The 26,860-nt window shown below is 69.7% G+C and carries 21 protein-coding genes; 3 read left to right on the top strand and 18 right to left on the bottom strand.

Annotated elements, in window-relative coordinates:
• Nucleotides 1-82 precede the first annotated feature (82 nt).
• The gene (locus AC3ETA_RS15015; RefSeq protein ID WP_432193379.1) at nt 83-1,021 is read left to right on the top strand and encodes a M56 family metallopeptidase; all 939 of its coding nucleotides are present in this window, start codon (nt 83-85) and stop codon (nt 1,019-1,021) included.
• Between the two features lie 152 nt (nt 1,022-1,173).
• Here the strand turns inward: AC3ETA_RS15015 and recQ are convergent, their stop codons facing one another.
• From recQ to AC3ETA_RS14940, 15 genes are all read right to left on the bottom strand, one after another.
• Nucleotides 1,174-3,198 carry a DNA helicase RecQ gene (recQ, locus tag AC3ETA_RS15010; RefSeq protein WP_432193426.1) on the bottom strand — a complete coding sequence of 675 codons (2,025 nt, stop codon included), beginning with the start codon at nt 3,196-3,198 and terminating at the stop codon, nt 1,174-1,176.
• Nucleotides 3,199-3,365: 167 nt separating this feature from the next.
• The gene (gene nuoN / locus AC3ETA_RS15005; protein ID WP_432193378.1) at nt 3,366-5,015 is read right to left on the bottom strand and encodes an NADH-quinone oxidoreductase subunit NuoN; all 1,650 of its coding nucleotides are present in this window, start codon (nt 5,013-5,015) and stop codon (nt 3,366-3,368) included.
• Complete coding sequence (locus AC3ETA_RS15000) at nt 5,012-6,583, bottom strand: NADH-quinone oxidoreductase subunit M (RefSeq protein ID WP_432193377.1); 1,572 nt, start codon at nt 6,581-6,583, stop codon at nt 5,012-5,014. Before AC3ETA_RS15000 ends, nuoN begins: the two co-directional genes overlap by 4 nt.
• 5 nt (nt 6,584-6,588) lie before the next feature.
• A complete protein-coding gene (gene nuoL, locus AC3ETA_RS14995; protein ID WP_432193376.1) occupies nt 6,589-8,502 on the bottom strand; it encodes an NADH-quinone oxidoreductase subunit L in 1,914 nt (637 codons plus the stop codon).
• 15 nt (nt 8,503-8,517) lie between these two features.
• A complete protein-coding gene (gene nuoK / locus AC3ETA_RS14990; protein ID WP_030946392.1) occupies nt 8,518-8,817 on the bottom strand; it encodes an NADH-quinone oxidoreductase subunit NuoK in 300 nt (99 codons plus the stop codon).
• Entirely contained in the window at nt 8,814-9,656 is an 843-nt protein-coding gene (locus AC3ETA_RS14985; protein WP_432193375.1) for an NADH-quinone oxidoreductase subunit J, read from the bottom strand. The genes nuoK and AC3ETA_RS14985 overlap by 4 nt, the downstream gene beginning before the upstream one ends.
• Nucleotides 9,653-10,282 (bottom strand): NADH-quinone oxidoreductase subunit NuoI, encoded by a 630-nt coding sequence (nuoI, locus tag AC3ETA_RS14980; protein WP_432193374.1) that lies wholly within the window; start codon nt 10,280-10,282, stop codon nt 9,653-9,655. Before nuoI ends, AC3ETA_RS14985 begins: the two co-directional genes overlap by 4 nt.
• A complete protein-coding gene (nuoH, locus tag AC3ETA_RS14975) occupies nt 10,275-11,639 on the bottom strand; it encodes an NADH-quinone oxidoreductase subunit NuoH (RefSeq protein ID WP_432193373.1) in 1,365 nt (454 codons plus the stop codon). The genes nuoI and nuoH overlap by 8 nt, the downstream gene beginning before the upstream one ends.
• Nucleotides 11,636-14,140: an NADH-quinone oxidoreductase subunit G gene (locus AC3ETA_RS14970; protein WP_432193372.1), complete on the bottom strand. Its 2,505-nt coding sequence runs from the start codon at nt 14,138-14,140 to the stop codon at nt 11,636-11,638. Before AC3ETA_RS14970 ends, nuoH begins: the two co-directional genes overlap by 4 nt.
• On the bottom strand, nt 14,137-15,486 hold the full coding sequence (nuoF, locus tag AC3ETA_RS14965; RefSeq protein WP_432193371.1) for an NADH-quinone oxidoreductase subunit NuoF: 1,350 nt from the start codon (nt 15,484-15,486) through the stop codon (nt 14,137-14,139). The genes AC3ETA_RS14970 and nuoF overlap by 4 nt, the downstream gene beginning before the upstream one ends.
• Entirely contained in the window at nt 15,486-16,358 is an 873-nt protein-coding gene (nuoE, locus tag AC3ETA_RS14960) for an NADH-quinone oxidoreductase subunit NuoE (protein WP_432193370.1), read from the bottom strand. Before nuoE ends, nuoF begins: the two co-directional genes overlap by 1 nt.
• On the bottom strand, nt 16,355-17,677 hold the full coding sequence (locus AC3ETA_RS14955) for an NADH-quinone oxidoreductase subunit D (protein ID WP_432193369.1): 1,323 nt from the start codon (nt 17,675-17,677) through the stop codon (nt 16,355-16,357). The genes nuoE and AC3ETA_RS14955 overlap by 4 nt, the downstream gene beginning before the upstream one ends.
• Nucleotides 17,674-18,435: an NADH-quinone oxidoreductase subunit C gene (locus tag AC3ETA_RS14950; protein ID WP_381516788.1), complete on the bottom strand. Its 762-nt coding sequence runs from the start codon at nt 18,433-18,435 to the stop codon at nt 17,674-17,676. Before AC3ETA_RS14950 ends, AC3ETA_RS14955 begins: the two co-directional genes overlap by 4 nt.
• The gene (locus tag AC3ETA_RS14945; RefSeq protein WP_010041554.1) at nt 18,432-18,986 is read right to left on the bottom strand and encodes a NuoB/complex I 20 kDa subunit family protein; all 555 of its coding nucleotides are present in this window, start codon (nt 18,984-18,986) and stop codon (nt 18,432-18,434) included. Before AC3ETA_RS14945 ends, AC3ETA_RS14950 begins: the two co-directional genes overlap by 4 nt.
• A 14-nt stretch (nt 18,987-19,000) precedes the next feature.
• The gene (locus AC3ETA_RS14940) at nt 19,001-19,360 is read right to left on the bottom strand and encodes an NADH-quinone oxidoreductase subunit A (protein ID WP_030950624.1); all 360 of its coding nucleotides are present in this window, start codon (nt 19,358-19,360) and stop codon (nt 19,001-19,003) included.
• 713 nt (nt 19,361-20,073) lie between these two features.
• On the opposite strand from AC3ETA_RS14940, the gene AC3ETA_RS14935 reads away from it, so the two are divergent.
• Nucleotides 20,074-20,907 (top strand): C40 family peptidase, encoded by an 834-nt coding sequence (locus tag AC3ETA_RS14935; protein ID WP_432193368.1) that lies wholly within the window; start codon nt 20,074-20,076, stop codon nt 20,905-20,907.
• Between the two features lie 90 nt (nt 20,908-20,997).
• Here the strand turns inward: AC3ETA_RS14935 and AC3ETA_RS14930 are convergent, their stop codons facing one another.
• The 3 genes from AC3ETA_RS14930 to AC3ETA_RS14920 all read right to left on the bottom strand — a co-directional run bounded on the left by AC3ETA_RS14930 (nt 20,998) and on the right by AC3ETA_RS14920 (nt 26,121).
• Nucleotides 20,998-22,824 carry a hydroxysqualene dehydroxylase gene (locus AC3ETA_RS14930; protein ID WP_432193367.1) on the bottom strand — a complete coding sequence of 609 codons (1,827 nt, stop codon included), beginning with the start codon at nt 22,822-22,824 and terminating at the stop codon, nt 20,998-21,000.
• A gap of 168 nt (nt 22,825-22,992) precedes the next feature.
• The gene (locus AC3ETA_RS14925; protein ID WP_432193366.1) at nt 22,993-24,681 is read right to left on the bottom strand and encodes a hypothetical protein; all 1,689 of its coding nucleotides are present in this window, start codon (nt 24,679-24,681) and stop codon (nt 22,993-22,995) included.
• A gap of 135 nt (nt 24,682-24,816) precedes the next feature.
• Nucleotides 24,817-26,121 carry a geranylgeranyl reductase family protein gene (locus tag AC3ETA_RS14920; RefSeq protein WP_432193365.1) on the bottom strand — a complete coding sequence of 435 codons (1,305 nt, stop codon included), beginning with the start codon at nt 26,119-26,121 and terminating at the stop codon, nt 24,817-24,819.
• A gap of 71 nt (nt 26,122-26,192) precedes the next feature.
• Between AC3ETA_RS14920 and AC3ETA_RS14915 the strand changes: the two genes are divergently transcribed.
• Nucleotides 26,193-26,726 (top strand): GNAT family N-acetyltransferase, encoded by a 534-nt coding sequence (locus AC3ETA_RS14915; protein WP_432193364.1) that lies wholly within the window; start codon nt 26,193-26,195, stop codon nt 26,724-26,726.
• Nucleotides 26,727-26,860: the final 134 nt, after the last annotated feature.

Here is a 26,860-nt window from a genome sequence, read left to right as displayed (position 1 = left end):
GCGAGCCGTGTCCGGCATGCGCAGCCCGCCGCCCCGCACGGCCGCCCGCGCATCTTCCTGTCCAGGATCCGGAGACCAAGGCATGACCGTCTGCATGCTCCTGTTGAGCATCGTCGCCCTGACGGCCGCCGTACCCGTCCCCCGAGCACTGACCCGGGCCACCTGGCCCGAACGGGAACCCGTGGTCGCGCTCTGGGTGTGGCAGTGCCTGGTCGCCACCGTCCTGCTGTGCTGCCTTACGGCCCTCTCCCTGGGCACGGCCGCCGTCTTCGGCACGGTGCGCGCCCAGCTCTTCGCTCCCGCTCCGCCGTCGGTGACGGAGGCGTACGACCTCTCGGCCGCGCCGGCCTGGGCGGCCGCCCTCACTCTGCTGCTGGCCTGCGGTGCCGCCTGGACGACCGCGATGCTGGCGCGCGAGACCGTCGAGGCCCGCCGGCGGCGTGGCGTCGCCAGGGCCCACCTGCGCGAACGCGCCCCCGACCTGCCCGCGGGCCTGGGCTCGGCGCGCGGCCCGCTGCTGGTGTTGGAGGACGAGTACCCGGACGCCTGGTGGATGCCCGGCAGTCCGGCCCAGCTGATCGTCACCACCGGTGCCCTGCACCGCCTGACCGACCACCAGCTCGACGCCGTCCTCACCCACGAACGGGGCCATGCCCGCGCCCGCCACGACTGGCTGCTGCACCTCTCCACCGCGCTCGCCACCGGATTCCCCCGCATCCCGTTGTTCGCCCACTTCTGCGACCAGACCCAGCGCCTGGTCGAACTGGCCGCCGACGACACCGCCTCCCGCCGCTGCGGTCACCTGACGACGGCCCTGGCCCTGATCGAGCTCAACCAGCACCGGGGCGTGCTGTCCTGCGCGTCCACCCACCGTCTCCTGGGCGAACGCGTCGACCGCCTCCTCCAGCCCCCGCCCCGCCTGGGCCGCCGCGACCGCGCGCTCACGACGACGCTGGCGGCGCTGATTCCGCTGCTCCCGCTGTTGATCACGTTCGCACCCGGGCTGACGGCACTGACGTGATCGGGGCGCCGGATCGCCGGGCCCTCGTCGAGGGCTGAGGTCACCGGGCAGCGCCGGGCGCTGCCCCTCCTGGGCCGGAGCGGGCCTCCCCGGGCTCTCCCGTGTCGCCGCGGCCCTCCACAAGCCCCCCAGTCCTCCGGCTCCGGCTCCGGCTAGGCCCAGTCCTCCGGTTCCGGCTCCGGCTCCATCTCGGGCCAGTCGTCCGTCCCGTGCCCTGCCGCAGGAGCCGCGTCGGGCGCCGCCCCTGAACCGGCCCCGGCCCCGGACTCACCCCGCGCAGAGACCAGCACCTCGAGCACGCCCTCCCCGTACGTGGCCAGCTTCTTCTCGCCGACCCCGCTGACGCTCCCGAGCTCCCGCACGGACGCGGGCCACACGGTCACGATCTCCCGCAGTGTCGCGTCGTGGAAGATCACGTACGCCGGGACTCCCTGCTCCCGAGCCTGCTCGGCACGCCAGGCACGCAGCGCCTCGAAGGCCGGCACCAGCTCCTCCGGCAGCTCGGCCGCCGCGGCCTTCGCCTTGCGCTCCCCGCGCCCGGAGCCGCCGGAACCCGAGCCCGACCTCGAGGTCGCCGGCTTCTTCGGTTCCTTCCGCAGCGGCACCTCCCGCTCGCGCCGCAGCACCGACCCGCTGGCCTCGGTCAGCACGAGCGTCCCGTACTCCCCCTCGACCGCGAGCAGCCCCTGCGCCAGCAACTGCCGTACGACACCCCGCCATTCGCCCTCGTCGAGGTCCTCGCCGATGCCGAACACGGACAGCTGGTCGTGATCGAACTGGATCACCTTGGCGGTGCGCCGCCCCAACAGGATGTCGACGATCTGAACGGCCCCGAACTTCTGGCCGCGCTCGCGCTGCAACCGCACCACCGTCGACAGCACCTTCTGCGCCGCGACCGTGCCGTCCCAGGTCTCCGGCGGGGTGACGCAGGTGTCGCAGTTGCCGCAGCCCACCGGCTCGGCGTCCTGGCCGAAGTAGGCGAGCAGCTGGCCGCGCCGGCACTGGGCCGTCTCGCACAGCGCCAGCATCGCGTCGAGGTGGGCGGCGGCCCTGCGCCGGAACGCCTCGTCGCCCTCGCCCGAGTTGATCAGCTTGCGCTGCTGGATGACGTCGTTGAGGCCGTAGGCCATCCAGGCCGTGGAGGGGAGGCCGTCACGGCCGGCGCGGCCGGTCTCCTGGTAGTAGCCCTCGACCGACTTGGGCAGGTCGAGATGGGCGACGAAGCGGACGTCCGGCTTGTCGATACCCATCCCGAAGGCGATGGTCGCGACCACGACCAGGCCGTCCTCCCGCAGGAACCGGGACTGGTGCGCCGCGCGCGTACCCGCGTCCAGCCCCGCGTGGTACGGCACCGCCTCGATGCCGTTGCGGGCCAGGAACTCGGCCGTGGCCTCGACCGACTTGCGGGACAGGCAGTACACGATGCCCGCGTCGCCCGCGTGCTCGTCCTTGAGGAAGCTCAGCAGCTGCTTCTTCGGGTCGGCCTTCGGCACGATCCGGTACTGGATGTTCGGCCGGTCGAAGCTCGCCACGAAGTGCCGGGCGGTCGGCATGCTCAGGCGCTGGGTGATCTCCTGGTGGGTGGCCCGGGTGGCCGTGGCCGTGAGCGCGACCCTCGGGACGTCCGGCCAGCGCTCGCCGAGCAGCGAAAGGGCCAGATAGTCGGGCCGGAAGTCGTGGCCCCACTGGGAGACGCAGTGCGCCTCGTCGATGGCGAACACCGAGATCTTGCCGCGGGAGAGCAGTTCCAGCGTCGAGTCCAGGCGCAGCCGCTCCGGTGCGAGGTAGAGCAGGTCCAGCTCGCCCGCCAGGAACTCCGCCTCGACCACGCGCCGCTCGTCGAAGTCCAGCGTGGAGTTGATGAACCCGGCGCGCACGCCCAGCGCCCGCAGCGCGTCCACCTGGTCCTGCATGAGTGCGATGAGTGGCGAGACGACCACACCCGTACCTGGTCTGACCAGGGACGGGATCTGGTAGCAGAGGGATTTTCCGCCACCGGTCGGCATGAGCACGACCGCGTCGCCGCCCGCCACCACATGCTCGATGACGGCTTCCTGCTCGCCGCGGAACGCCTCGTATCCGAAGACCCGGTGCAGCGTGGCCAGCGCCTCACTGCCGCCGGTCTGCGCCGTCTCGGTCACCCCTGGCATCTCCCTGATCCCACCCGTCGCGCCCATCGTCATGTCCCCCGTACGTCGTCCCTCGACCACTGCCTCCACGATAGGGGCCAGGACCGACAGCGCCGGAGTTATCCACAGGCTCGCCCCCCGTCGCGACACGACTGCGGCCCGGCACCCCTCGGAAGGGACGCCGGGCCGCCGCGGTGATGCACGAGGCCGTCGTGTCAGCGCACGAACACGCTCGCCTGGTTCGCCAGGTCCAGGAAGTACTGCGGCGCCACACCCAGCACCAGCGTGACCGCGACACCGACGCCGATCGCCGTCATCGTCAGCGGCGACGGCACGGCGACCGTCGGGCCCTCGGGCCGCGGCTCGCTGAAGAACATCAGGACGATCACGCGGATGTAGAAGAACGCCGCGATCGCGGACGAGATCACACCGACCACGACCAGCGGTGCCGCCCCGCCTTCCGCCGCCGCCTTGAACACGGCGAACTTCCCGGCGAACCCGGAGGTCAGCGGGATACCGGCGAAGGCCAGCAGGAACACCGCGAACACGGCCGCGACCAGCGGTGAACGCCGGCCCAGACCGGCCCAGTTGGACAGGTGCGTGGCCTCACCGCCGGCGTCCCGCACCAGCGTGACCACCGCGAACGCGCCGATCGTCACGAACGAGTACGCGGCCAGGTAGAAGAGGACGGACGACACCCCGTCCGGCGTGGTCGCGATGACACCCGCGAGGATGAACCCCGCGTGCGCGATCGACGAGTACGCCAGCAGTCGCTTGATGTCGGTCTGCGTGATCGCGATGATCGCGCCGCCCAGCATGGTGACGATCGCCACGCCCCACATGACCGGCCGCCAGTCCCAGCGGAGGCCGGGCAGGACGACGTACAGGAGCCTCAGCAGCGCGCCGAACGCCGCCACCTTGGTGGCCGCCGCCATGAACCCGGTCACCGGCGTGGGCGCACCCTGGTAGACGTCGGGCGTCCACATGTGGAACGGGACCGCGCCCACCTTGAACAGCAGGCCCATCACGATCATCGCGGAGCCGATGAGCAGCAGCGCGTCGTTGCCCATGGTGTCCGCGAGCGCCGGGGTGACGTCCGGGACCGTACCGTCGACGACCTGCGCGATCGTCGCGTACGACACGGAGCCCGCGTACCCGTACAGCATGGCGATGCCGAACAGCGTGAACGCGGAGGCGAAGGCGCCCAGCAGGAAGTACTTGACCGCGGCCTCCTGCGACATCAGCCGCTTGCGCCGGGCCAGTGCGCACATCAGGTACAGCGGGAGTGAGAGCACTTCCAGGGCGATGAACAGGGTCAGCAGGTCGTTGGCCGCCGGGAAGACCAGCATGCCCGCGACGGCGAACATCAGCAGCGGGAACACCTCGGTGGTGGTGAACCCGGCCTTGACCGCGGCCTTCTCGCTGTCGCTGCCCGGCACGGACGCGGCCTGCGCGGCGAAGGAGTCGACCCGGTTGCCGTGCGCCGCCGGATCGAGCCGTCGCTCGGCGAAGGTGAACAGGCCGACCAGGCCCGCCAGCAGGATCGTGCCCTGGAGGAACAGGGCGGGTCCGTCGACGGCGATCGCGCCCATCGCGGCGATGCCCGACTTGGTCGTGGCGTATCCGCCGGCCGCCAGCGCCACGACCGCGGCGAAGGCGGCGACGAGCGCCACGACGGAGACGAACACCTGGGCGTAGTAGCGCGTCTTGCGCGGTACGACCGCCTCGATCAGCACGCCGACGACTGCCGCGCCGACAATGATCAGGACGGGCGACAGCTGCCCGTACTCGATCTTCGGCGTGTCGATCTTCGAGATCGGGTCGGCCGCGGTTGTCCACAGGCTGTGGACGGCAGATGTGCTCACTTGGCCGCCTCCACCTCGGGCTGAGGATCCTTCTTCTGTACGTCGGACATGGTCTGCTGGACCGCCGGGTTGACGATGTCCGTCAGGGGCTTCGGGTAGACGCCCAGGAAGAGCAGCAGTGCGACCAGCGGGGCGACGACCACGAGTTCACGGACCCTGAGGTCGGGCATCGCGGAGACCTCCGGCTTCACCGGGCCCGTCATCGTCCGCTGGTAGAGGACGAGGACGTAGAGCGCGGCGAGCACGATGCCGAAGGTGGCGATGATGCCGATCACCGGGTAGCGCGTGAACGTGCCGACCAGGACCAGGAACTCACTCACGAACGGCGCCAGTCCCGGCAGCGACAGCGTCGCGAGGCCGCCGATCAGGAATGTGCCGGCGAGCACCGGAGCGACCTTCTGCACACCGCCGTAGTCGGCGATGAGCCGCGAGCCGCGCCGGGAGATCAGGAAGCCGGCCACCAGCATCAGCGCGGCGGTCGAGATCCCGTGGTTGACCATGTAGAGCGTGGCGCCGGACTGGCCCTGGCTGGTCATCGCGAAGATGCCCATGATGATGAAGCCGAAGTGCGAGATCGACGCGTACGCGATCAGGCGCTTCATGTCCCGCTGGCCGACCGCGAGCAGCGCCCCGTAGACGATGCTGATCAGCGCCAGGACGAGGATCGCGGGCGTCGCCCACTTGCTGGCCTCGGGGAACAGCTGGAGGCAGAAGCGGAGCATCGCGAAGGTGCCCACCTTGTCGACGACCGCGGTGATGAGGACGGCGACCGGTGCGGTGGCCTCCCCCATCGCGTTGGGCAGCCAGGTGTGCAGCGGCCACAACGGCGCCTTCACCGCGAAGGCGAAGAAGAAGCCGAGGAACAGCCAGCGTTCGGTGTCGGTCGCCATGTCGAGCGTGCCGTTGGCACGGGCCTCGGCGATCTCCTGGAGGCTGAAGTTCCCGGCGACCACGTACAGGCCGATCACCGCGGCCAGCATGATCAGACCGCCGACCAGGTTGTAGAGCAGGAACTTCACGGCCGCGTACGACCGTTGCGTGGAGGCCACCTTCTCGCCGTGCTCGTGGGCACGGTCCCCGAAGCCGCCGATGAGGAAGTACATCGGGATGAGCATGGCTTCGAAGAAGATGTAGAAGAGGAAGACGTCGGTGGCCTCGAAGGAGATGATCACCATCGCCTCGACGGCCAGGATCAGGGCGAAGAAGCCCTGGGTCGGCCGCCACCGCTTGCTGCCGGTCTCCAGCGGGTCGGCGTCGTGCCAGCCCGCGAGGATGATGAACGGGATCAGCAGCGCCGTCAGCGCGATCAGCGCGACCGCGATGCCGTCCACACCGAGTTCGTAGCGGACCCCGAAGTCCGCGATCCAGGAGTGGGATTCGGTGAGCTGATAACGGTCGCCGCCGGGGTCGAAGCGGACCAGGACGGTGATCGCGAGGGCGAGTGTGCCGAGCGAGACGAGCAGCGCCAGCCATTTGGCGGCGGTGCGCTGCGCGGCCGGTACGGCGGCCGTGGCGATCGCCCCGATCGCCGGGAGCACCGCCGTGGCTGTCAGCAGAGGAAAGGACATCGGTATCAGACCGCCCTCATCAGCAGGGTCGCGGCGATGAGGATCGCCACACCTCCGAACATCGAGACCGCGTACGACCGCACGAAGCCGTTCTGGAGCCTGCGCATCCGTCCGGACAGGCCGCCGACCGAGGCTGCCGTGCCGTTGACGACGCCGTCGACCAGGGTGTGGTCGACGTACACCAGGGACCGCGTGAGGTGCTCGCCGCCGCGGACGAGGACGACGTGGTTGAAGTCGTCCTGGTACAGGTCGCGCCGGGCGGCCCGGGTGAGAACCGACCCGCGCGGGGCGGCGGCCGGGACCGGGCGGCGGCCGTACTGGCCGTAGGCGATGGCGACGCCGATGACCATGCACGCGACGGTCGCGCCGGTGATGACTCCCGCGCTGAGCGGCGCGTGGCCGTGGTCGTGACCGGTGATGGGCTCCAGCCAGTGGATGAAGCGGTCGCCGATGCTGAAGAACGCACCGGCGGCGACCGACCCGACGGCCAGCACGATCATCGGGATCGTCATGATCTTCGGCGACTCGTGCGGGTGCGGTTCGTTGCCGTTCTCGTCCGGCTGCCAGCGCTTCTCGCCGAAGAACGTCATCAGCATCACGCGGGTCATGTAGAACGCCGTGATCGCGGCGCCCAGCAGTGCGCAGCCGCCGAGGATCCAGCCCTCGGTGCCGCCCTTGGCGAACGCCGCCTCGATGATCTTGTCCTTGGAGAAGAAGCCGGACAGACCGGGGAAGCCGATGATCGCGAGGTAGCCGAGACCGAACGTCACGAAGGTGACCGGCATGTACTTGCGCAGACCGCCGTACCTGCGCATGTCGACCTCGTCGTTCATGCCGTGCATGACCGAACCGGCACCGAGGAACAGCCCGGCCTTGAAGAAACCGTGCGTCACCAGGTGCATGATCGCGAAGACGTAGCCGATGGGGCCGAGGCCCGCGGCGAGGACCATGTAGCCGATCTGCGACATGGTCGAGCCGGCCAGCGCCTTCTTGATGTCGTCCTTCGCGCAACCGACGATCGCACCGAACAGGAGCGTGACGGCGCCGACGACGGTGACGACCAGCTGCGCGTCGGGCGCGGCGTTGAAGATGGCCCCGGAGCGCACGATCAGGTAGACGCCCGCGGTCACCATCGTCGCGGCGTGGATGAGGGCCGAGACCGGGGTCGGGCCCTCCATCGCGTCCCCGAGCCAGGACTGGAGCGGCACCTGGGCGGACTTGCCGCACGCGGCCAGCAGCAGCATCAGACCGATCGCGGTGAGCTTGCCCTCGCTCGCGTCGGCAGCCAGGCCGGGCTCCCCCTCGCCGCCGAGCAGCGGCCCGAAGGCGAAGGTGCCGAACCAGAAGAACATCAGCATGATCGCGATCGACAGGCCCATGTCGCCGACCCGGTTGACCAGGAAGGCCTTCTTCGCGGCCGTGGCGGCGCTGGGCTTGTGCTGCCAGAAGCCGATCAGCAGGTACGACGCGAGACCGACGCCCTCCCAGCCGACGTACAGCAGCAGGTAGTTGTCGGCGAGGACCAGCAGCAGCATCGCCGCGAGGAACAGGTTCAGATAGCCGAAGAAGCGGCGGCGCCGCTCGTCGTGCTCCATGTACCCGATCGAGTACAGGTGGATCAGCGAGCCGACGCCGGTGATCAGCAGCACGAACGTCATCGACAGCTGGTCCAGGCGAAAGGCGACGTCCGCCTGGAAGCTCTCGACCTGGATCCAGCTGAACAGGTGCTGGGTGAGGGTCCGTTGTTCGGGGTCCTTGCCCAGCAGGTCGGCGAAGAGGACCACGCCGAAGGCGAAGGAGGCGAACGACAGGAGCGTGCCGATCCACTGGCCGACGGCGTCGAGCCGCCGGCCGCCGCACAACAGTACGGCCGCTCCGAGCAGGGGCGCCGCGATCAGCAGCGCAATCAGGTTCTCCACGTTTCTTCCGACCCCTCAGAGCTTCATCAGGCTGGCGTCGTCGACCGAGGCCGAGTGCCGGGAACGGAACAGCGACACGATGATCGCGAGCCCGACGACGACCTCCGCGGCGGCGACGACCATCGTGAAGAACGCGATGATCTGGCCGTCGAGATTGCCGTGCATCCGGGAGAAGGCGACGAGCGTCAGGTTGCAGGCGTTGAGCATGAGCTCCACGCACATGAACACGACGATCGCGTTGCGCCTGATCAGCACGCCGGTGGCACCGATCGTGAACAACAGGGCCGCGAGATAGATGTAGTTGACCGGGTTCACTTCGACGCCTCCTCTGCCCGCTTGAAGGTCGACGGCTCGATGGCGGTGCGCTCCAGCCGCTCCTCGGCCCGCTGCTCCAGCGCCCGCAGGTCGTTGAGCGCCTCGCTGGACACGTCGCGGATCTGGCCGCGCTCACGCAGCGTCTTGCTGACCGTGAGGTCGGAGGGGGTGCCGTCGGGCAGCAGGCCCGCGATGTCCACGGCGTTGTGGCGGGCGTAGACACCGGGGGCCGGCAGCGGCGGCACGTGCTTGCCTTCGCGGACGCGCTCCTCGGACAGCTCGCGCTGGGTCTTGGCACGCTCGGTGCGCTCGCGGTGCGTGAGCACCATGGCACCGACGGCGGCCGTGATCAGCAGGGCGCCGGTGATCTCGAAGGCGAAGACGTACTTGGTGAAGATGAGGGTGGCGAGGCCCTCCACGTTGCCGTTCGCGTTCGCCTGGGCGAGGCCGTTGAACTCCGTGACGGAGGCGTTCCCGATGCCCGCGATCAGCAGAATGCCGAAGCCGAGCCCGCAGAGAAGGGCCAGCCAGCGCTGGCCCTTGATGGTCTCCTTCAGGGAGTCCGCAGCCGTCACGCCGACCAGCATCACCACGAACAGGAACAGCATCATGATCGCGCCGGTGTAGACGACGATCTGCACGATGCCCAGGAAGTAGGCACCGTTGGCGAGGTAGAAGACCGCCAGGACGATCATGGTCCCGGCCAGGCACAGCGCGCTGTGCACCGCCTTCTTCATGAACACGGTGCACAGCGCGCCGATGACGGCGACGGTGCCGAGCATCCAGAACTGGACGGCCTCTCCGGTGGAGGTGGAGTAGGCGGCGAGCTGCGCGCTCATGCGTCCACCTCCTCGTCTTCGGCCGCGCCCGATGGGCCTGCCAAGTGATGCCGTTCGCCCTTGGAGGCAGCGGCCTGGCGCTCCGTACCGGGGGCGGCCTCGGTCACCAGGCCGCGGTAGTAGTCCTGCTCGTCGGTTCCCGGGTAGATGGCGTGGGGCGTGTCGACCATGCCGTCCTCGAGACCGGCGAGCAGTTGCTCCTTGGTGTAGATGAGGTTGGCACGGCTGGAGTCCGCGAGCTCGAACTCGTTGGTCATCGTGAGCGCGCGCGTGGGGCACGCCTCGATGCACAGACCGCACAGGATGCAGCGGGCGTAGTTGATCTGGTAGACGCGGCCGTACCGCTCGCCCGGCGAGTAGCGCTCCTCTTCGGTGTTGTCGGCGCCCTCGACATAGATGGCGTCGGCGGGGCAGGCCCAGGCGCACAGCTCGCAGCCGACGCACTTCTCCAGGCCGTCCGGATGGCGGTTGAGCTGGTGCCGTCCGTGGAAGCGCGGGGCTGTGGTCTTCTGCTGCTCCGGGTACTGCTCGGTCAGCCGCTTCTTGAACATGGCCTTGAAGGTCACGCCGAAGCCTGCGACGGGGTTCATGAAACCGGGCTTGGTCTCCTTGGGTTCCTCAGCCATCGGACGCCTCCTTTCCATCCAGAGATCCGTCACTCTGAGTATCGGGCCCACCACTGACAATCAGCTCCCGCTCGCGGCGTGAGCTGCGGCGGGGCACCGGAGGCAACTCCTGCCCCGGCAGCGGCGGTACGGGGAAACCGCCCGCCATCGCGTCGAACGAAGCCGGTTCCTCGGCGGCCCCCTCGGCACCCTTCGCCTTCTCACGGAACATGTCGGCGATGAAGGAGAGCAGGAGCAGCGCGAGGACGCCACCGGCGACGTAAAGGGCGATGTCGGCGAAGTCGTAGCCCTCGTTCCGCAGACTCCGCACGGTCGCGACGAGCATCAGCCAGACGACGGAGACCGGGATGAGGACCTTCCAGCCGAGCTTCATCAGCTGGTCGTAGCGCACGCGCGGGAGCGTGCCGCGCAGCCAGATGAAGAAGAACAGCAGCAGCTGGACCTTGATCACGAACCAGAGAAGCGGCCACCAGCCGTGGTTGGCGCCTTCCCAGAAGGTGCTGACCGGATACGGGGCCCGCCAGCCGCCCAGGAAGAGCGTCACCGACACCGCCGAGACCGTCACCATGTTCACGTACTCGGCGAGCATGAACATCGCGAACTTGATCGACGAGTACTCGGTGTTGAAGCCGCCCACCAGGTCGCCCTCGGACTCCGGCATGTCGAACGGGGCGCGGTTGGTCTCACCGACCATCGTGACGATGTAGATGATGAAGGAGACCGGCAGCAGGACGATGTACCAGCGGTCCTGCTGCGCCTCGACGATCGCCGAGGTCGACATCGAACCGGAGTAGAGGAACACCGAGGCGAAGGCGGCGCCCATCGCGATCTCGTAGGAGATCATCTGCGCGCAGGAGCGCAGGCCGCCGAGCAGCGGGTAGGTGGATCCGGAGCTCCAGCCCGCGAGCACGATGCCGTAGATGCCCACCGAGGCGACCGCGAGGATGTAGAGCATCGCGATCGGCAGGTCGGTGAGCTGCATCGTGGTGCGCTGGCCGAAGATCGAGATCTCGTTGCCGGCCGGACCGAAGGGGATCACCGCGATCGCCATGAAGGCCGGGATGGCCGCGACGATCGGCGCGAGGACGTAGACGATTTTGTCCGCGCGCTTGACGATGACGTCTTCCTTCAGCATCAGCTTGATGCCGTCGGCGAGCGACTGGAGCATGCCCCAGGGGCCGTGCCGGTTGGGCCCGATGCGCAGCTGCATCCAGGCGACGACCTTGCGCTCCCAGACGATGGAGAACAGCACCGTCACCATCAGGAACGCGAAGCAGAACACCGCCTTGACGACGACCAGCCACCAGGGGTCGCGGCCGAACATCGAGAGGTCTTCAGCGGCGAGGAAAGGGCTCATGCCTCCACCTCCTCGGGGGCCTCGGACGCGAGGGTCGCCGGGCCGATGCGGACGAGTGAGCCGGGCAGCGCCCCGGAGTCGGAGGCGACGCCGGCGCCCACGGAGTTCAGCGGGAGCCACACCACCCGGTCGGGCATCTCGGTGATCTGCAGCGGCAGTTCCACGGTTCCGGCGGCGCCGGTGACCGCGAGGACGTCGCCGTCCTTCACACCGGCCTCGGCGGCGGTGGCGGCCGACACGCGCGCGTGGGCGGCGTGCCGGGTGCCGGCGAGGGCCTCGTCGCCCTCCTGGAGGCGGCCCTGGTCGAGCAGCAGCCGGTGCCCGGCGAGTACGGCCTCACCGGCGGCCGGCCGCGGCAGCTGGGCCCCGGTCTGGAGGGGTTCGGTGGCCCGCGGCCCGTCCCAGGCGCCGAGCCGGTCGATCTCCGCGCGCGTGGTGCGCAGATCCGGCAGGCCCAGGTGTACGTCCATGGCGTCGGCGAGCATCTGCAGGACGCGCGCGTCGGTCGGGGCCAGGCGGCGCGTCATCTGGTCGGGCTTGAGCGCGGCCTCGAAGAAGCGCACCCGGCCTTCCCAGTTGAGGAAGGTGCCGGCCTTCTCGGCGACCGCGGCGACCGGCAGCACGACATCGGCGAGCTCGGTCACCTCGCCGGGCCGCAGTTCCAGCGACACCACGAAGCCGACCTCGCCGAGCGCCTCACGCGCGCGTGCCGGGTCGGGCAGGTCGGCGACCTCGACGCCCGCGACCAGCAGGGCCTGGAGTTCGCCGGTCGCGGCGGCCTCGACGATCTGACCGGTGTCGCGGCCGTAGCGCAGCGGGAGTTCGGCCACCCCCCAGACGGCGGCGACCTGCTCACGCGCGCGTGGGTCGGTCGCGGGACGCCCACCCGGCAGCAGCGACGGCAGCGCGCCCGCCTCGACGGCGCCGCGCTCCCCCGCCCGGCGCGGGATCCACACCAGCTCGGCGCCGGTCGCGGTCGCGGCCCGTACGGCGGCGGTGAGCCCGCCCGCCACGGCGGCCAGCCGCTCACCGACGACGATCACCGAGCCCTCGGTGCGCAGCGCCCCGGACGCCTGCGCGCCGGCCTCGTCCAGGCCGACGCCGCTCGCGAGCGCGTCCAGCCACTCGGTCTCGGTGCCGGGAGCCGCCGGCAGCAGCGTGCCGCCGGCCTTCTCCAGGCCGCGTGTCGCGTGCGTGGCGAGCGAGAAGACCTTCTGGCCGTGTCCGCGCCAGGCCTTGCGCAGCCGCAGGAAGATCCCGGGCGCCTCCTCCTCGGCCTCGAACCCGACCAGCAGGACGGCCGGTGCCTTCTCCAGGGAGGTGTACGTGGCGCCCTTGCCGTCGAGGTCACGGCCGTGACCGGCGACCCGCGCGGCGAGGAAGTCGGCCTCCTCGCCGCTGTGCACGCGCGCGCGGAAGTCGACGTCGTTGGTGTCGAGCGCCACGCGCGCGAACTTGCTGTACGCGTAGGCGTCCTCGACGGTCAGCCGGCCGCCGGTCAGCACGCCGGTGCGACCGCGCGAGGCGAGCAGGCCCTGCGCGGCGATCTGGAGCGCCTCCGGCCAGGAGGCCGGCTCAAGCTCACCCTCCGCGTTGCGCACGAGCGGCGTCTGGAGCCGGTCGCGCTGCTGTGCGTAGCGGAAGCCGAACCGGCCCTTGTCGCACATCCACTCCTCGTTGACCTCGGGGTCGTTGGCCGCGAGGCGTCGCATGACCTTGCCGCGCCGGTGGTCGGTGCGCGTCGCGCAGCCGCCGGAGCAGTGCTCGCACACCGACGGCGAGGAGACGAGGTCGAAGGGGCGGGAGCGGAACCGGTACGCCGCCGAGGTGAGCGCGCCGACCGGGCAGATCTGGATGGTGTTGCCGGAGAAGTACGACTCGAACGGGTCGCCCTCACCGGTGCCGACCTGCTGGAGCGCGCCCCGCTCCAGGAGTTCGATCATCGGGTCGCCCGCGATCTGGTTGGAGAACCGGGTGCAGCGGGCGCACAGCACGCACCGCTCGCGGTCGAGCAGCACCTGCGTGGAGATCGGGACGGGCTTCTCGTAGGTCCGCTTGCGTCCCTCGAAGCGGGACTCGGCCTGGCCGTGCGACATCGCCTGGTTCTGGAGCGGGCACTCGCCGCCCTTGTCGCAGACCGGGCAGTCCAGCGGGTGGTTGATGAGGAGGAGCTCCATCACACCGTGCTGGGCCTTCTCGGCGACCGGCGAGGTGAGGTGCGTCTTGACGACCATGCCGTCGGTGCACGTGATCGTGCAGGACGCCATCGGCTTGCGCTGGCCCTCGACCTCGACGATGCACTGCCGGCAGGCGCCGGCCGGGTCCAGGAGGGGGTGGTCGCAGAAGCGGGGGATCTCGATGCCGAGCTGTTCGGCGGCGCGGATGACCAGGGTGCCCTTGGGCACGCTGATCTCGACGCCGTCGATGGTCAGCGAGACGAGATCTTCCGGCGGGACCGCCGCCTCTCCCCCGCCCGAGGGAGCGTTGGTGGTCACGGTCATGCGTTCACCTCCGTGCGGGAGTCGGCCCAGACCGTCGACTTGGCCGGGTCGAAGGGGCAGCCACGGCCCGTGATGTGCTGCTCGTACTCCTCGCGGAAGTACTTCAGCGAGGAGAAGATCGGCGAGGCGGCGCCGTCGCCGAGGGCGCAGAAGGACTTGCCGTTGATGTTGTCGGCGATGTCGTTCAGCTTGTCGAGGTCGCTCATGACGCCCTTGCCGGCCTCGATGTCGCGCAGCAACTGCACGAGCCAGTACGTGCCCTCGCGGCAGGGCGTGCACTTGCCGCAGGACTCGTGGGCGTAGAACTCGGTCCAGCGGGTGACGGCGCGGACGACGCAGGTCGTCTCGTCGAAGCACTGGAGCGCCTTGGTGCCGAGCATGGAGCCGGCGGCGCCGACGCCCTCGTAGTCGAGGGGGACGTCGAGGTGCTCGTCGGTGAACATCGGCGTCGAGGAGCCGCCCGGCGTCCAGAACTTCAGGCGGTGGCCGGGGCGCATGCCGCCGCTCATCTCAAGGAGCTGGCGCAGGGTGACGCCGAGCGGGGCCTCGTACTGGCCGGGGCTGGCGACGTGGCCGCTGAGCGAGTAGAGCGTGAAGCCCGGGGACTTCTCGCTGCCCATCGAGCGGAACCATTCTTTGCCGCGGTGCAGGATCGCGGGAACCGACGCGATCGACTCGACGTTGTTCACAACAGTCGGGCAGGCGTAGAGACCTGCCACCGCGGGGAAGGGGGGACGCAGCCGCGGTTGTCCACGGCGGCCTTCGAGCGAGTCGAGCAGTGCTGTCTCCTCACCGCAGATGTACGCGCCGGCGCCGGCGTGCACGGTGAGTTCGAGATTCAGCCCACTGCCGAGGATGTTCTCGCCGAGGAAGCCGGCCGCGTAGGCCTCGCGCACGGCCTCGTGCAACCGCCGCAGAACGGGGACGACTTCACCACGCAGATAGATGAAGGCATGCGAAGACCTGATGGCGTAACACGCGATGACGATGCCCTCGATGAGGCTGTGCGGGTTCGCGAAGAGGAGCGGAATGTCCTTGCAGGTTCCGGGCTCCGATTCGTCGGCGTTGACAACTAGATAGTGCGGTTTTCCATCACCCTGGGGAATGAACTGCCATTTCATTCCCGTCGGGAATCCCGCGCCGCCGCGCCCGCGCAGACCGGAGTCCTTGACGTACGCGATCAGGTCGTCCGGCGACATGGCGAGCGCCTTGCGGAGCCCCTCGTACCCTTCGTGCCTGCGGTAGACGTCCAGCGTCCAGGACCTGTCCTCGTCCCAGAAGGCCGACAGCACGGGTGCGAGCAGCTTCTCGGGGCTGTTTTCCTTCAGCTCTGGTGCCAATGTCATCACTCCCCCTCCTCGGCGACAGGCCCTGCCGGGTGGGCGGGGTCGGATGCCGACGTCTCATGCGGCGCGTCGTGCGAACTGAGGTGCTCGGTCGGCGAGGGCTCGTGCGGTGCCCTGTCCTGCGGCTCGTCGTGCGGGCCGCCGTCGCGCGGATGGACCACGCGCGCGGGTGCGGCCTCCCCCTTGGCCAGGCGGAGACCCACCAGCGAGGCCGGTCCCGCACTGCCGCTCTCCTCGACGGCCCCGGGCCGCTCGTCGGGGAAGCCGGCCAGGATCCGCGCGGTCTCCTTGAAGGTGCACAGCCGCGCCCCGCGCGTCGGCTCCACTTCCCGCCCCTCGCGCAGGTCGTCGACGAGGCGCTTGGCGCTCTCGGGGGTCTGGTTGTCGAAGAACTCCCAGTTGACCATCACGACGGGCGCGAAGTCGCAGGCGGCGTTGCACTCGATGTGCTCCAGGGTGACCTTGCCGTCGCCCGTGGTCTCGCCGTTGCCGACGCCCAGGTGCTCCTGGAGTTCCTCGAAGATCGTGTCGCCGCCCATGACCGCGCACAGCGTGTTGGTGCAGACGCCGACCTGGTAGTCACCGCTCGGCTTGCGCCGGTACATGGTGTAGAAGGTGGCGACCGCGGTGACCTCGGCCGTGGTCAGTTCCAGTACGTCCGCGCAGAACTGCATGCCGGTGCGCGTGACGTGTCCCTCCTCCGACTGCACGAGGTGCAGCAACGGCAGGAGGGCGGAACGGGAGTCCGGGTAGCGGGCGATGATCTCGCGCGCGTCGGTCTCCAGCCGGGCCCGGACGTCGTCCGGGTAGCCGGGCGCGGGCAGTGCGGGCATGCCCAGGCTGACGCCCCGCTCGGAAGAAGAGGTGGTCACCGGTCGACGCCTCCCATCACGGGGTCGATGGACGCCACGGCGACGATGACGTCGGCGACCTGGCCGCCCTCGCACATCGCCGCCATGGCCTGCAGGTTGGTGAAGGACGGGTCGCGGAAGTGGACCCGGAAGGGGCGGGTGCCGCCGTCGGACACGACGTGCACGCCGAGCTCGCCCTTGGGCGACTCGACGGCCGCGTACGCCTGTCCCGCCGGCACGCGGAAGCCCTCGGTGACCAGCTTGAAGTGGTGGATCAGGGCCTCCATGGAGGTGCCCATGATCTTCTTGATGTGGTCGAGGGAGTTGCCGAGTCCGTCGGGGCCCAGGGCGAGCTGGGCGGGCCAGGCGATCTTCTTGTCGGCGACCATGACCGGGCCGGGCTGCAGCCGGTCCAGGCACTGCTCGACGATCCCGAGCGACTGGCGCATCTCCTCCAGGCGGATCAGGAAGCGCCCGTAGGAGTCGCAGGTGTCGGCGGTCGGGACCTCGAAGTCGTAGGTCTCGTAGTCGCAGTACGGCTGCGACTTGCGCAGGTCGTGCGGGAGACCGGTGGAGCGCAGGATCGGGCCCGTCGCGCCGAGGGCCATGCAGCCGGCCAGGTCGAGGTAGCCGATGTCCTGCATACGGGCCTTGAAGATGGGGTTCCCGGTGGCGAGCTTGTCGTACTCCGGGAGGTTCTTCTTCATCTTCTTCACGAACTCGCGGATCTGGTCCACCGCGCCGGGCGGCAGGTCCTGGGCGAGTCCGCCGGGGCGGATGTACGCGTGGTTCATCCGCAGGCCCGTGATGAGCTCGTAGATGTCGAGAATCATTTCACGATCGCGGAATCCGTAGATCATGATCGTGGTGGCGCCGAGCTCCATGCCGCCGGTGGCGATGCACACCAGGTGGGAGGAGAGCCGGTTCAGCTCCATCAGGAGCACCCGGATGATCTTGGCGCGCTCGGTGATCTGGTCCTCGATGCCGAGGAGCTTCTCGACGGCGAGACAGTAGGCGGTCTCGTTGAAGAAGGACGTCAGGTAGTCCATGCGCGTCACGAACGTGGTGCCCTGCGTCCAGGTCCGGTACTCGAGGTTCTTCTCGATACCGGTGTGGAGGTAGCCGATGCCGCAGCGGGCTTCGGTGACGGTCTCGCCGTCGATCTCCAGGATCAGGCGGAGCACTCCGTGCGTGGAGGGGTGCTGGGGGCCCATGTTGAGGACGATGCGCTCGTCGTCGGCACGGGCCGCGGCCTCGACGACCTCGTCCCAGTCGCCACCGGTGACCGTGTATACGGTGCCCTCGGTGGTCTCACGGGCAGATGCTGACTGCGTGCTCACGAGTACGACCTCCGCTGGTCCGGAGCCGGGATCTGGGCGCCCTTGTACTCGACGGGGATGCCGCCGAGGGGGTAGTCCTTGCGCTGCGGGTGGCCCTGCCAGTCGTCCGGCATCATGATCCGCGTCAGGGCGGGGTGACCGTCGAAGACGATGCCGAAGAAGTCGTAGGTCTCGCGCTCGTGCCAGTCGTTGGTCGGATAGACGGAGACCAGCGACGGGATGTGCGGGTCGCTGTCGGGGGCGCTGACTTCGAGGCGGATCAGCCGGTTGTGGGTGATCGAGCGCAGGTGGTAGACGGCGTGCAGTTCCCGGCCCTTGTCGCTCGGGTAGTGGACGCCGCTGACCCCGGTGCACAGTTCGAAGCGCAGGGCCGGGTCGTCGCGCAGGGTGCGGGCGACGCGGACCAGGTGCTCGCGTTCGATGTGGAAGGTGATCTCGTCCCGGTCGACGACCGTCTTCTCGATGGCGTTGTCGGGCAGGAGGCCCTGCTCCTCCAGCGCACCCTCGAGTTCGTCGGCGACTTCGTCGAACCAGCCTCCGTAGGGGCGGCTCGCCGGGCCGGGGAGCCGGATCGAGCGGACGAGGCCGCCGTAGCCGGAGGTGTCGCCGCCGTTCTCGGCGCCGAACATGCCGCGCTGGACGCGGATCTCCTCGCCGCCCTGGCCGCGCTGGCCCGGGAGGTTGGAGGCGGAGAGGTCCTTCTCGGGGTTGACCCCGTTCGACCCGTTCGCCCCGTTGGTGCCGTTGGCGTCGCTCACCGCAGCAGCCCCTTCATCTCGATCGTGGGCAGAGCCTTGAGCGCCGCTTCCTCCGCCTCGCGGGCCGCCTCCTCGGCGTTCACGCCGAGCTTGGAGGTCTGGATCTTCTGGTGGAGCTTGAGAATGGCGTCCATCAGCATCTCGGGCCGCGGCGGGCAGCCCGGCAGATAGATGTCGACCGGGACGATGTGGTCGACGCCCTGCACGATCGCGTAGTTGTTGAACATGCCGCCCGAGGAGGCGCAGACCCCCATGGAGATCACCCACTTGGGGTTCGGCATCTGGTCGTAGACCTGCCTGAGCACCGGCGCCATCTTCTGGCTGACCCGGCCGGCGACGATCATCAGGTCCGCCTGGCGGGGCGAACCGCGGAAGACCTCCATGCCGAAGCGCGCCAGGTCGTAACGGCCGGCGCCGGTGGTCATCATCTCGATGGCACAGCAGGCGAGTCCGAACGTGGCCGGGAAGACGGACGACTTGCGCACCCAGCCCGCGGCCTGCTCGACGGTGGTCAGCAGGAATCCGCTCGGCAGCTTTTCTTCGAGTCCCATGTCTTAAAGGCCCCTCAGTCCCATTCCAGGCCGCCGCGCCGCCAGACGTACGCGTACGCGACGAAGACGGTGAGCACGAAGAGCAACATCTCCACGAGCCCGAAGATCCCCAGGGAGTCGAAGGTGACGGCCCAGGGGTAGAGGAAGACGATCTCGATATCGAAGATGATGAAGAGCATCGCCGTCAGGTAGTACTTGATCGGGAAGCGCCCGCCGCCGGCCGGCGTGGGGGTCGGCTCGATTCCGCACTCATAGGCCTCGAGCTTGGCCCGGTTGTACCGCTTCGGACCGATCAGCGTGGCCATGACCACGGAGAAGATCGCAAAGCCTGCCCCGAGGGCTCCCAGTACGAGGATGGGCGCATAGGCGTTCACCGCTCCTCGCTCCTCTCAGTCGGCACTGACTGCTGGCGGTTGCACTGGGCTCCCAGCCGCCCCACCGGTCCCACGAACCCCGCTCGTCCCGGCGAAGATCGAGAACATGTGAAGCAGGTCACAAGCCCAACTGCCTCGCATCCTATGCCCGCCGCTCTGTGATCTGCGACACGGGGTATTGCACAAGCTTTGTGATCTCCACCACCTGACGAAGGATCATGAACACGGATGAGCGGTGATCTTCGCACGAGAAGCGTCCGAGTGATCACCAGAGGTGACATTTTCGCTCATCGGCGCAGCTCGGAGGGGGCGTCTCAATATCAAGAGGGTTCTCTTGCATGCAAATTGGCGTTGGACCGGATGTGTTGCTAGAGGACCCCGTTCACACATCAGGGGGAGAGCGGGGAGCCGATGTGGACGCGTGCACGCGTTCACGAGCGGCGGTGGTCGCGATTCACGCACCGGACGCGCACGACCCCGTAACCGTTGCGTGACCTCCGCCACATCGATGAGAGACCCATGAGAACCGGGCTTGGCCACCGGTCCCAATAGGTGGTAGGCGGAGAGCAATTCGGACTTAATGATGAAAGTCCGTGATCACGGGCAGACGGCGAGCGCCCGCAATGTCCGTTACGGCGTCAATAAAGGGTGACGCGGGCGAATTTCGGGCCGCCGATTGAACAACTGTGGCGCAGCCCACGTTTCTTGAAGGTATGGAGGAGCCCCTGATACCCGTTGTTCTCATGTCCCACACCGCTCACATACGCAGCCACCGGAAGCCCCGCCGCACCGCGTCGTCGACGATCGCGATGCGCGCCGGAGTTGCCGGTGGCGTCCTCAGCATGGCAGCGGCAGGCGCAGCGGCCACGGCGCACGCCGCCGAGCCCGTGGCGCAGACCATCGAACTGCCCACCCTCACGGGTGACCTGGCGGACCAGCTCGCCCAGTCCGCCGACGCCACGCAGCTGGCGGCGGCGAACTACGAGCTCGACGCCGAGCGTGACGCGGCCGCCGCCGCGGCCGCCAAGGAGGCCAAGAAGGACCTCGCCGAGGCCAAGAAGAAGGCCGAGGCGAAGAAGAAGGCCGAGGAGGCCCGCCGGGCCGCCGCCGAGGAGGCCGCCTCCCGCAGCGCCGAGCGGACCACCCTGTCCGCCTCCGCAAGCACCGGCACGGACGTGTCCGCTCCCGCGAGCGGCAGCGTCGGCACGGTCATCGCGTTCCTGAAGGCGCAGCTGGGCGACGCGTACGTCCTGGGTGCCACAGGGCCCAACGCGTGGGACTGCTCCAGCCTGGTCCAGGCCGCGTACAAGCAGGTCGGCGTCGACCTGCCGCGGGTCTCGCAGGACCAGTCGATGTCCGGCACCGACATTCCGCTCTCGCAGGTCCAGGTCGGCGACATCCTCTACTGGGGTGGCAAGGGTTCCGCCTACCATGTGGGCGTCTACATCGGTAACGGCCAGTACCTGGACGCGGCCAACCCTTCCAAGGGCGTCGTCATCCAGGACCTGTCCGGCTACCCGGCGTCGGGTGCGGTGCGCGTGCTCTGACACGAGCCGTACAGCACAGGCGTACGGATGGGGCCGCAGCCGCTCGGGGGCAGCGGCCCCTCCGTCCTGTTCGCGGGGCCCTCGCGATGTCTAGCCGAGGTCGAAGGTGTTGGGCAGGCCCAGCCTGTGGCGCACCGCGTCGATCCGTTTGAGGGGCTCCATCTCCGGGGGCCGGTACAGCTCCCGGATCTCACAGCGCTCGGCGTCCGAATGGTCCGCGTCCAGGAGCGCGTTGACCGCCAGGCGGGCCGACTCGTTGGCGCCCTCCATCGTCGCGAGGTCGACGTCGGTGCGGACGTAGTCGCCGGCGAGGAAGAAGTTCGGGACCCTCGTACGGGCCGTGGGGCGGTTGTAGAGCGTGCCCGTGGGGTGGATGAGGAGCTGTTCGCGGTTCTGCGGGTCCGGGCCGCCCAGGCCCGTCACCGCCGGGTCCATGAACCAGCCGAGGCGGTCCTCGTCCCGCAGCACCGTCTTGCCGGCGTCGTTGAGGCCGTCCTTCAACTGGGCCCAGAGTTCGGCGACGACCTCCTCCTCGGTGCATTCCTTGGCCGTCTTGCCGTACAGGATGCCCGGCTTGTCCCACTCCGAGATGATGGCGGAGAGGCAGTCCTGGGCGCGTCCGTCGCCGTAGTCGCGGGAGAAGTCCCGTCCGGGCCAGAACTGGGCCTGGCCGACGCCGGTCACCGACCAGGGCGAGTCGAGGCAGTTGATGTGGCCGTGCACGACCGGGGTGGGTGTGCGGAGGTAGAACATCACGCCGGTCATCCAGTCGGCCTGGAGGGCGTCGCAGCGTGCCAGCTGCGGGTCGGCCGCGCGCAGGGCGGGGCCCCAGGTGCCGCGCGCGTGCTCGACGGGGAGGGCGCAGACGTAGTGGTCGGCGGTGACGGTACGTTCCTCGCCGCCGTCGCGGTCCGAGACGCGGACGCCGCTCACGCGGCCGTCGGCGCATTGGACCTCGCGGACCTGGGTGCCGAGGGCGAACTCGACGCCGAGGGAGCGCAGGTGGGTCTCCCAGGGGTCGATCCAGGCCTCGCTGGTGGGGGCGTTGAGGACGCGGTCGATGTCGGCGTCGCCGTCCATGCCGCGGCCGAGCAGGCCCCACAGGAGCAGGGCCTCGATGATGACGCGGCCGACGGTCCGGGTGGAGGCGACCTCCGCGCGGGTGGCGACGAGGTTGCGGGTCTGGCCGATGCCGAGGACGGTCCGGTACTCCTCGCTCATCTCCTCGGCGCGGATGAAGTCCCACCACGAGACCTTCTCCCACTGCTCCTCGCGGCGGGCGTCGCAGCTGGTGAGGTGGACCAGGACGCGGTCGGCGAAGTAGGCGGCCTCGTGGGCGGGCAGGCGGGTGCCGAGCTCCAGCACCGACAGGAGCTGGTCGCGGATCCAGCCGGGGGTGAGGTCGCCGGGGCGCGGCGGGGTGGTGGCGCGGCGCAGCGGGAAGTGCAGGTCGGCTCGGCCGCCGGAGCGGGCGAACAGGGCCTCGGTGCCGCTGACCAGGTTGTCGTGGACGCCGTGCGCGTTGCCGGGGACGGGGATGCGGCGCATGGTGTCCGGCAGGTTCCGGTAGAAGCCGGGGAAGAACCGGAAGCCGTGTTCGGCGGGGAGGTCGGCGCGGCCACCGGCCGCCGTCCCCGGGACGGGCATCGAGCGGGCCTTGCCGCCGAGGGCGTCGTAGTACTCGTGGACGGTGACGGCGTAGCCGCGTTCGGCGAGTTCGTGGGCGGCGCTCAGGCCGGAGACTCCCCCGCCGAGGACGGCGACGCGTTTGCCCGTGGCCGCCCGGGCACTGTCGGCGGGCCATAAGGCGACGGCACCGGCCATCGCGCCGGCGCCTGCCAGGAAGCGTCTGCGGGTGCGGCCGGACGGTGTGTGACGTGTCTGCTCCTGGGGCTCGTGCGTGTGTTCTGTTGTCATGAGACCCGGAGGGTAGGGAGGGGCCGCCAAGGCCGGAAGGCCGTTTCGCGCCCGCCACAGCATCCTCACAACCCGCGACGGCGGAAGGGCGCAACGGTCACGGCGCTCTGGACGCGTGAAGGGTGCCGCCCCCTTCGGGGCGGCACCCTTCGGCACACTCGCGTGGGGTCAGACGGCGGTGCCGCCGCCCTGCCCGGCCCGGCGGCGCAGGTACACGAGGCCCGCGCCCAGGCCGAGCGCGAGGACCGCGCCACCGGCGATCAGCGTCACGCCGCCGGCGCCGGTGAGGGCCAGACCGCCGTCGGTGTCGGTTCCCGTGTCACCGCCGGAGGTGTCGCCCCCCGTGGCGCCGGAGGAGGAGCCGGAGCCGCCGTCCGTGCCGGACGAGGAACCGCCGCCCGTCGTACCGCCGTTCGACGTGCCGCCGTCGGACGTGCCGGTGCCGCCGCTCGTGGACTGACCGGTGCCGTTGAGCACGATCCACGCGGAGTCGTTGGACTTGTCGGACTCGGACGGGTTGTCCCAGTCGGGCAGCGCCACCTTCGCCTTGGCGTTCTCCACGACCCGCTCGATGCGCAGGTCGAACGGGAAGCTCAGCCGGGCGTCCTCCAGCAGCGGGGTGTCGACGAAGCAGAGGTAGCCCTTGGTGCCCTCGGCGATCTGGGTCGCCCGGCAGGCGTCGGGAGCCTTGGTGACCTCGGCCCCCTCGGGGATCTCCACCGTGAAGCCGATCGGCTCGCCGCCGGAGCGCAGGGCGCTGATCCAGGCCGGGCCGTTGTTGCGGAAGCCGAGCTTCGCCGTGACGGTGTCGCCCTTCGCGCCCTTGAGCGACGCGCCGGTCAGCTCCAGGTCGTACTTGTTCGTCGCGGGCAGGTCGAGCTCGGCGTAGCGCGTGTAGTCCGCCGGGTCTACGCCGGGGACCTCCTTCAGCTGCAGGTCCGGGCCGCTGCCGGGCCGGTAGTCCTTGGCCTCGCGCAGGCTCTTCGCCTCGGTGGGGCTGACCGCGCTGAAGCCGTAGTTGAAGATGTCGTACAGCGCGAAGTCGGCGGTCTTCACCTTCAGGGGCTCGGTCAGCGCGTACGCGGTGCCCGCCTTGATGGTGTCGGAGAAGGTGCAGATCGCCTCCGTGCCCTGCTGAAGCAGGGGTCCGGTGGTGACTTCGGCGTAGGCGCAGTTGCCGTACGAGTCGGGGAAGGACAGGCCGCGGGAGCCGTGGAAGCGCAGCACCGCGCCCTCGGAGTCCATGGCGCCCTTGTTGCGCAGGCCCACGGGTGCCGCGTAGGTGCCGCCGGCCTTGAGACCCTTGGGCAGAGACAGCTCGCGGTTGACGAACTCGGCGCCGCCCACCAGCACGTCGATGTCGAGCGGCGTGAAGTCCAGCCCCTCGCCCTCGCCGGTGACCTTGATGGTGCCGAAGTCGCCGGCCGCGCTGTCGTCGTCGACATCGACCCGGATGTCGCCGACGCGGTTGTACGTCTGGCCGGCGTACAGCTCGTAGCCGTCGCAGACCGCGACGAGGCCGTCGGCGTCGCAGGGCAGTTTCACGGAGGCGACGCCGGCGAGTTCGGAGGCGTCGATGCGGATCTTGTAGTCGCCGGTGAAGACGGTCGGGACCTCGCCGTCGCCCTCGAACTCCTCACCGGGGACGTTCAACCGCAGCTGGACCTGGGGCTCCGTGACGTCTCCGTTGTCGGAGTCGAGCGAGAGGTCGACCCGGTTCTCACCGGTGATCGTCACGGGCAGGGGCGCGTCCGCGGCCAGGGCGGTGCCCGCGAGACCGACGGCGGCCAGCCCCGTGGCGGCCAGCAGCCCCACGGATCTGAGCGGCCAGGTCCGCCGTACTGACTGGAGGGTCATCGAGTGCTCTCTCGTCGAAGGGTGTGTGCCCGGGCGGGCACACACCCTTCGACCTGACCCGGTGCCCGCCAGTTGCCCACAGGCGGATCACAGCAAGATCACATTTTTGTGGACGCCCTCGACGCCGACCGCCTCTCAGGCCTTCGGGGCCACCTTACTGAGGCCGTTGATGATGCGGTCCATCGCGTCGCCGCCGGTCGGGTCCGTGAGGTTCGCGAGCAGCTTCAGCGTGAACTTCATCAGCATCGGGTGGGTCAGGCCGCGCTGGGTCGCGATCTTCATGACCTTCGGGTTGCCGATGAGCTTCACGAAGGCGCGGCCCAGCGTGTAGTAGCCGCCGTAGGTGTCCTTCAGGACGCGCGGGTAGCGCTGGAGGGCGAGTTCGCGGCTCGCGGGGGTCGGGCGGGCGTGGGCCTGGACGATGACGTCGGCGGCGATCTGGCCGGACTCCATCGCGTAGGCGATGCCTTCGCCGTTGAAGGGGTTCACCAGGCCGCCGGCGTCGCCGACCAGCAGCAGGCCCTTGGTGTAGTGCGGCTGCCGGTTGAAGGCCATGGGCAGGGCGGCGCCGCGGATCGGGCCGGTCATGTTCTCCGGCGTGTAGCCCCAGTCCTCCGGCATGGAGGCGCACCAGGCCTTGAGGACCTCGCGCCAGTCCAGCTCCTTGAAGGAGTCGGAGGTGTTGAGCACGCCGAGGCCCACGTTCGAGGTGCCGTCGCCCATGCCGAAGATCCAGCCGTAGCCCGGCAGCAGACGGTCCTCGGCGCCGCGGCGGTCCCACAGCTCCAGCCAGGACTCCAGGTAGTCGTCGTCGTGGCGCGGCGACTCGAAGTACGTGCGCACCGCGACGCCCATCGGGCGGTCCTCGCGGCGGTGCAGCCCCATCGCCAGGGAGAGGCGGGTGGAGTTGCCGTCGGCGGCGACCACCAGGGGCGCGTGGAAGGTGACCTCACGCTTGTCCTCGCCGAGCTTGGCGTGGACGCCGGTGATGCGGCCGGTGCGGTCGTCGATGATCGGGGCGCCGACGTTGCAGCGCTCGTAGAGCCGGGCGCCGGCCTTCTGGGCCTGGCGGGCGAGCTGCTCGTCGAAGTCGTCGCGCTTGCGGACGAGTCCGTAGTCGGGGAAGGAGGCGAGATCCGGCCAGTCCAGCTGGAGGCGGACGCCGCCGCCGATGATGCGCAGTCCCTTGTTGCGCAGCCAGCCGGCCTCTTCGGAGATGTCGATGCCCATGGCCACGAGCTGTTTCGTGGCGCGCGGGGTGAGGCCGTCGCCGCAGACCTTCTCCCGCGGGAACTCGGTCTTCTCCAGCAGGAGTACGTCGAGGCCGGACTTGGCGAGGTGGTACGCCGTCGTGGAGCCGGCCGGCCCCGCGCCCACGACGATCACATCGGCGGTGTTCTCGGTGAATGGGGAGGAGTGGGGCTCGGTCACGACGGTCACGGCTGGATCTCCCCAGGGTTCGAAATCTGCGTGCCGACCGGCACTGGACATGGGCAGTCTATTCAGCAGAATTGATCACCCGGCTGAAGGGCTGCCCTGTGAACCGAGCTCTCCCCGTAGTACGGCTGCGTGTGCCCACCGACGAGGACGCGCTCGCGTGGCACCGGGTGTTCGCCCACCCGGACGTCATGGAGTTCCACGGCGGCCGGGCCGCCGAGCTGTCCGTCTACGAGGAGCTCACCGCCCGCCAGCGCCGGCACGACGCCGAGCGGGGATTCTGTCTGTGGACCCTGCTCGACGAGCAGGAGCGGGTCCTCGGCTTCACGGGCGCCCAGCCCTGGGAGCGGCCGTGGGGTCCGACGGGCGAGATAGAGATCGGCTGGCGGCTCGGGCGGGAGCACTGGGGGCAGGGGTACGTCACCGCCGCCGCGCGGTTGACGCTGGAGCGGGTGCGGGCGGCCGGGGTGCCAGAGGTGGTCGCCATGGTCGACGCCGGCAACGCGCGGTCGATCGCGGTGACGCGGCGGCTGGGGATGCGGCCGGCGGAGCAGTTCACCGGCCCGGACGCCGGGCGGACGGCGCACTGCTACCGGCTCGGCCTGTGAGCCGGTAACCGGGAGGAGGAATTCCGGATGCGTCACACCGAGTAACCGACTGTTACAGAAAGGTACTTGAAGCTTCCGGACGGCACCCCCAGGCGGTTACCCTTCCAGTACCGCTGGGGGTGACATCTGTGCGT

It is taken from the genome of Streptomyces sp. bgisy027 (assembly GCF_057710365.1).
The sequence above is the reverse complement of the archived record's forward strand: the minus strand, read 5'-3'. Positions and strand labels throughout refer to the sequence as shown.

What these genes read in the sequence shown, in the direction of transcription:
- AC3ETA_RS14945 (WP_010041554.1), bottom strand. Translation starts at nt 18,986, where the DNA reads ATGGGACTCGAAGAAAAGCTGCCGAGCGGATTCCTGCTGACCACCGTC.
- nuoH (WP_432193373.1), bottom strand. Translation starts at nt 11,639, where the DNA reads ATGAGCCCTTTCCTCGCCGCTGAAGACCTCTCGATGTTCGGCCGCGAC.
- AC3ETA_RS14985 (WP_432193375.1), bottom strand. Translation starts at nt 9,656, where the DNA reads ATGAGCGCGCAGCTCGCCGCCTACTCCACCTCCACCGGAGAGGCCGTC.
- AC3ETA_RS14930 (WP_432193367.1), bottom strand. Translation starts at nt 22,824, where the DNA reads ATGACAACAGAACACACGCACGAGCCCCAGGAGCAGACACGTCACACA.
- AC3ETA_RS14925 (WP_432193366.1), bottom strand. Translation starts at nt 24,681, where the DNA reads ATGACCCTCCAGTCAGTACGGCGGACCTGGCCGCTCAGATCCGTGGGG.
- nuoI (WP_432193374.1), bottom strand. Translation starts at nt 10,282, where the DNA reads ATGGCTGAGGAACCCAAGGAGACCAAGCCCGGTTTCATGAACCCCGTC.
- AC3ETA_RS14935 (WP_432193368.1), top strand. Translation starts at nt 20,074, where the DNA reads ATGGAGGAGCCCCTGATACCCGTTGTTCTCATGTCCCACACCGCTCAC.
- AC3ETA_RS15015 (WP_432193379.1), top strand. Translation starts at nt 83, where the DNA reads ATGACCGTCTGCATGCTCCTGTTGAGCATCGTCGCCCTGACGGCCGCC.
- AC3ETA_RS14970 (WP_432193372.1), bottom strand. Translation starts at nt 14,140, where the DNA reads ATGACCGTGACCACCAACGCTCCCTCGGGCGGGGGAGAGGCGGCGGTC.
- recQ (WP_432193426.1), bottom strand. Translation starts at nt 3,198, where the DNA reads ATGGGCGCGACGGGTGGGATCAGGGAGATGCCAGGGGTGACCGAGACG.
- nuoF (WP_432193371.1), bottom strand. Translation starts at nt 15,486, where the DNA reads ATGACATTGGCACCAGAGCTGAAGGAAAACAGCCCCGAGAAGCTGCTC.
- AC3ETA_RS15000 (WP_432193377.1), bottom strand. Translation starts at nt 6,583, where the DNA reads ATGTCCTTTCCTCTGCTGACAGCCACGGCGGTGCTCCCGGCGATCGGG.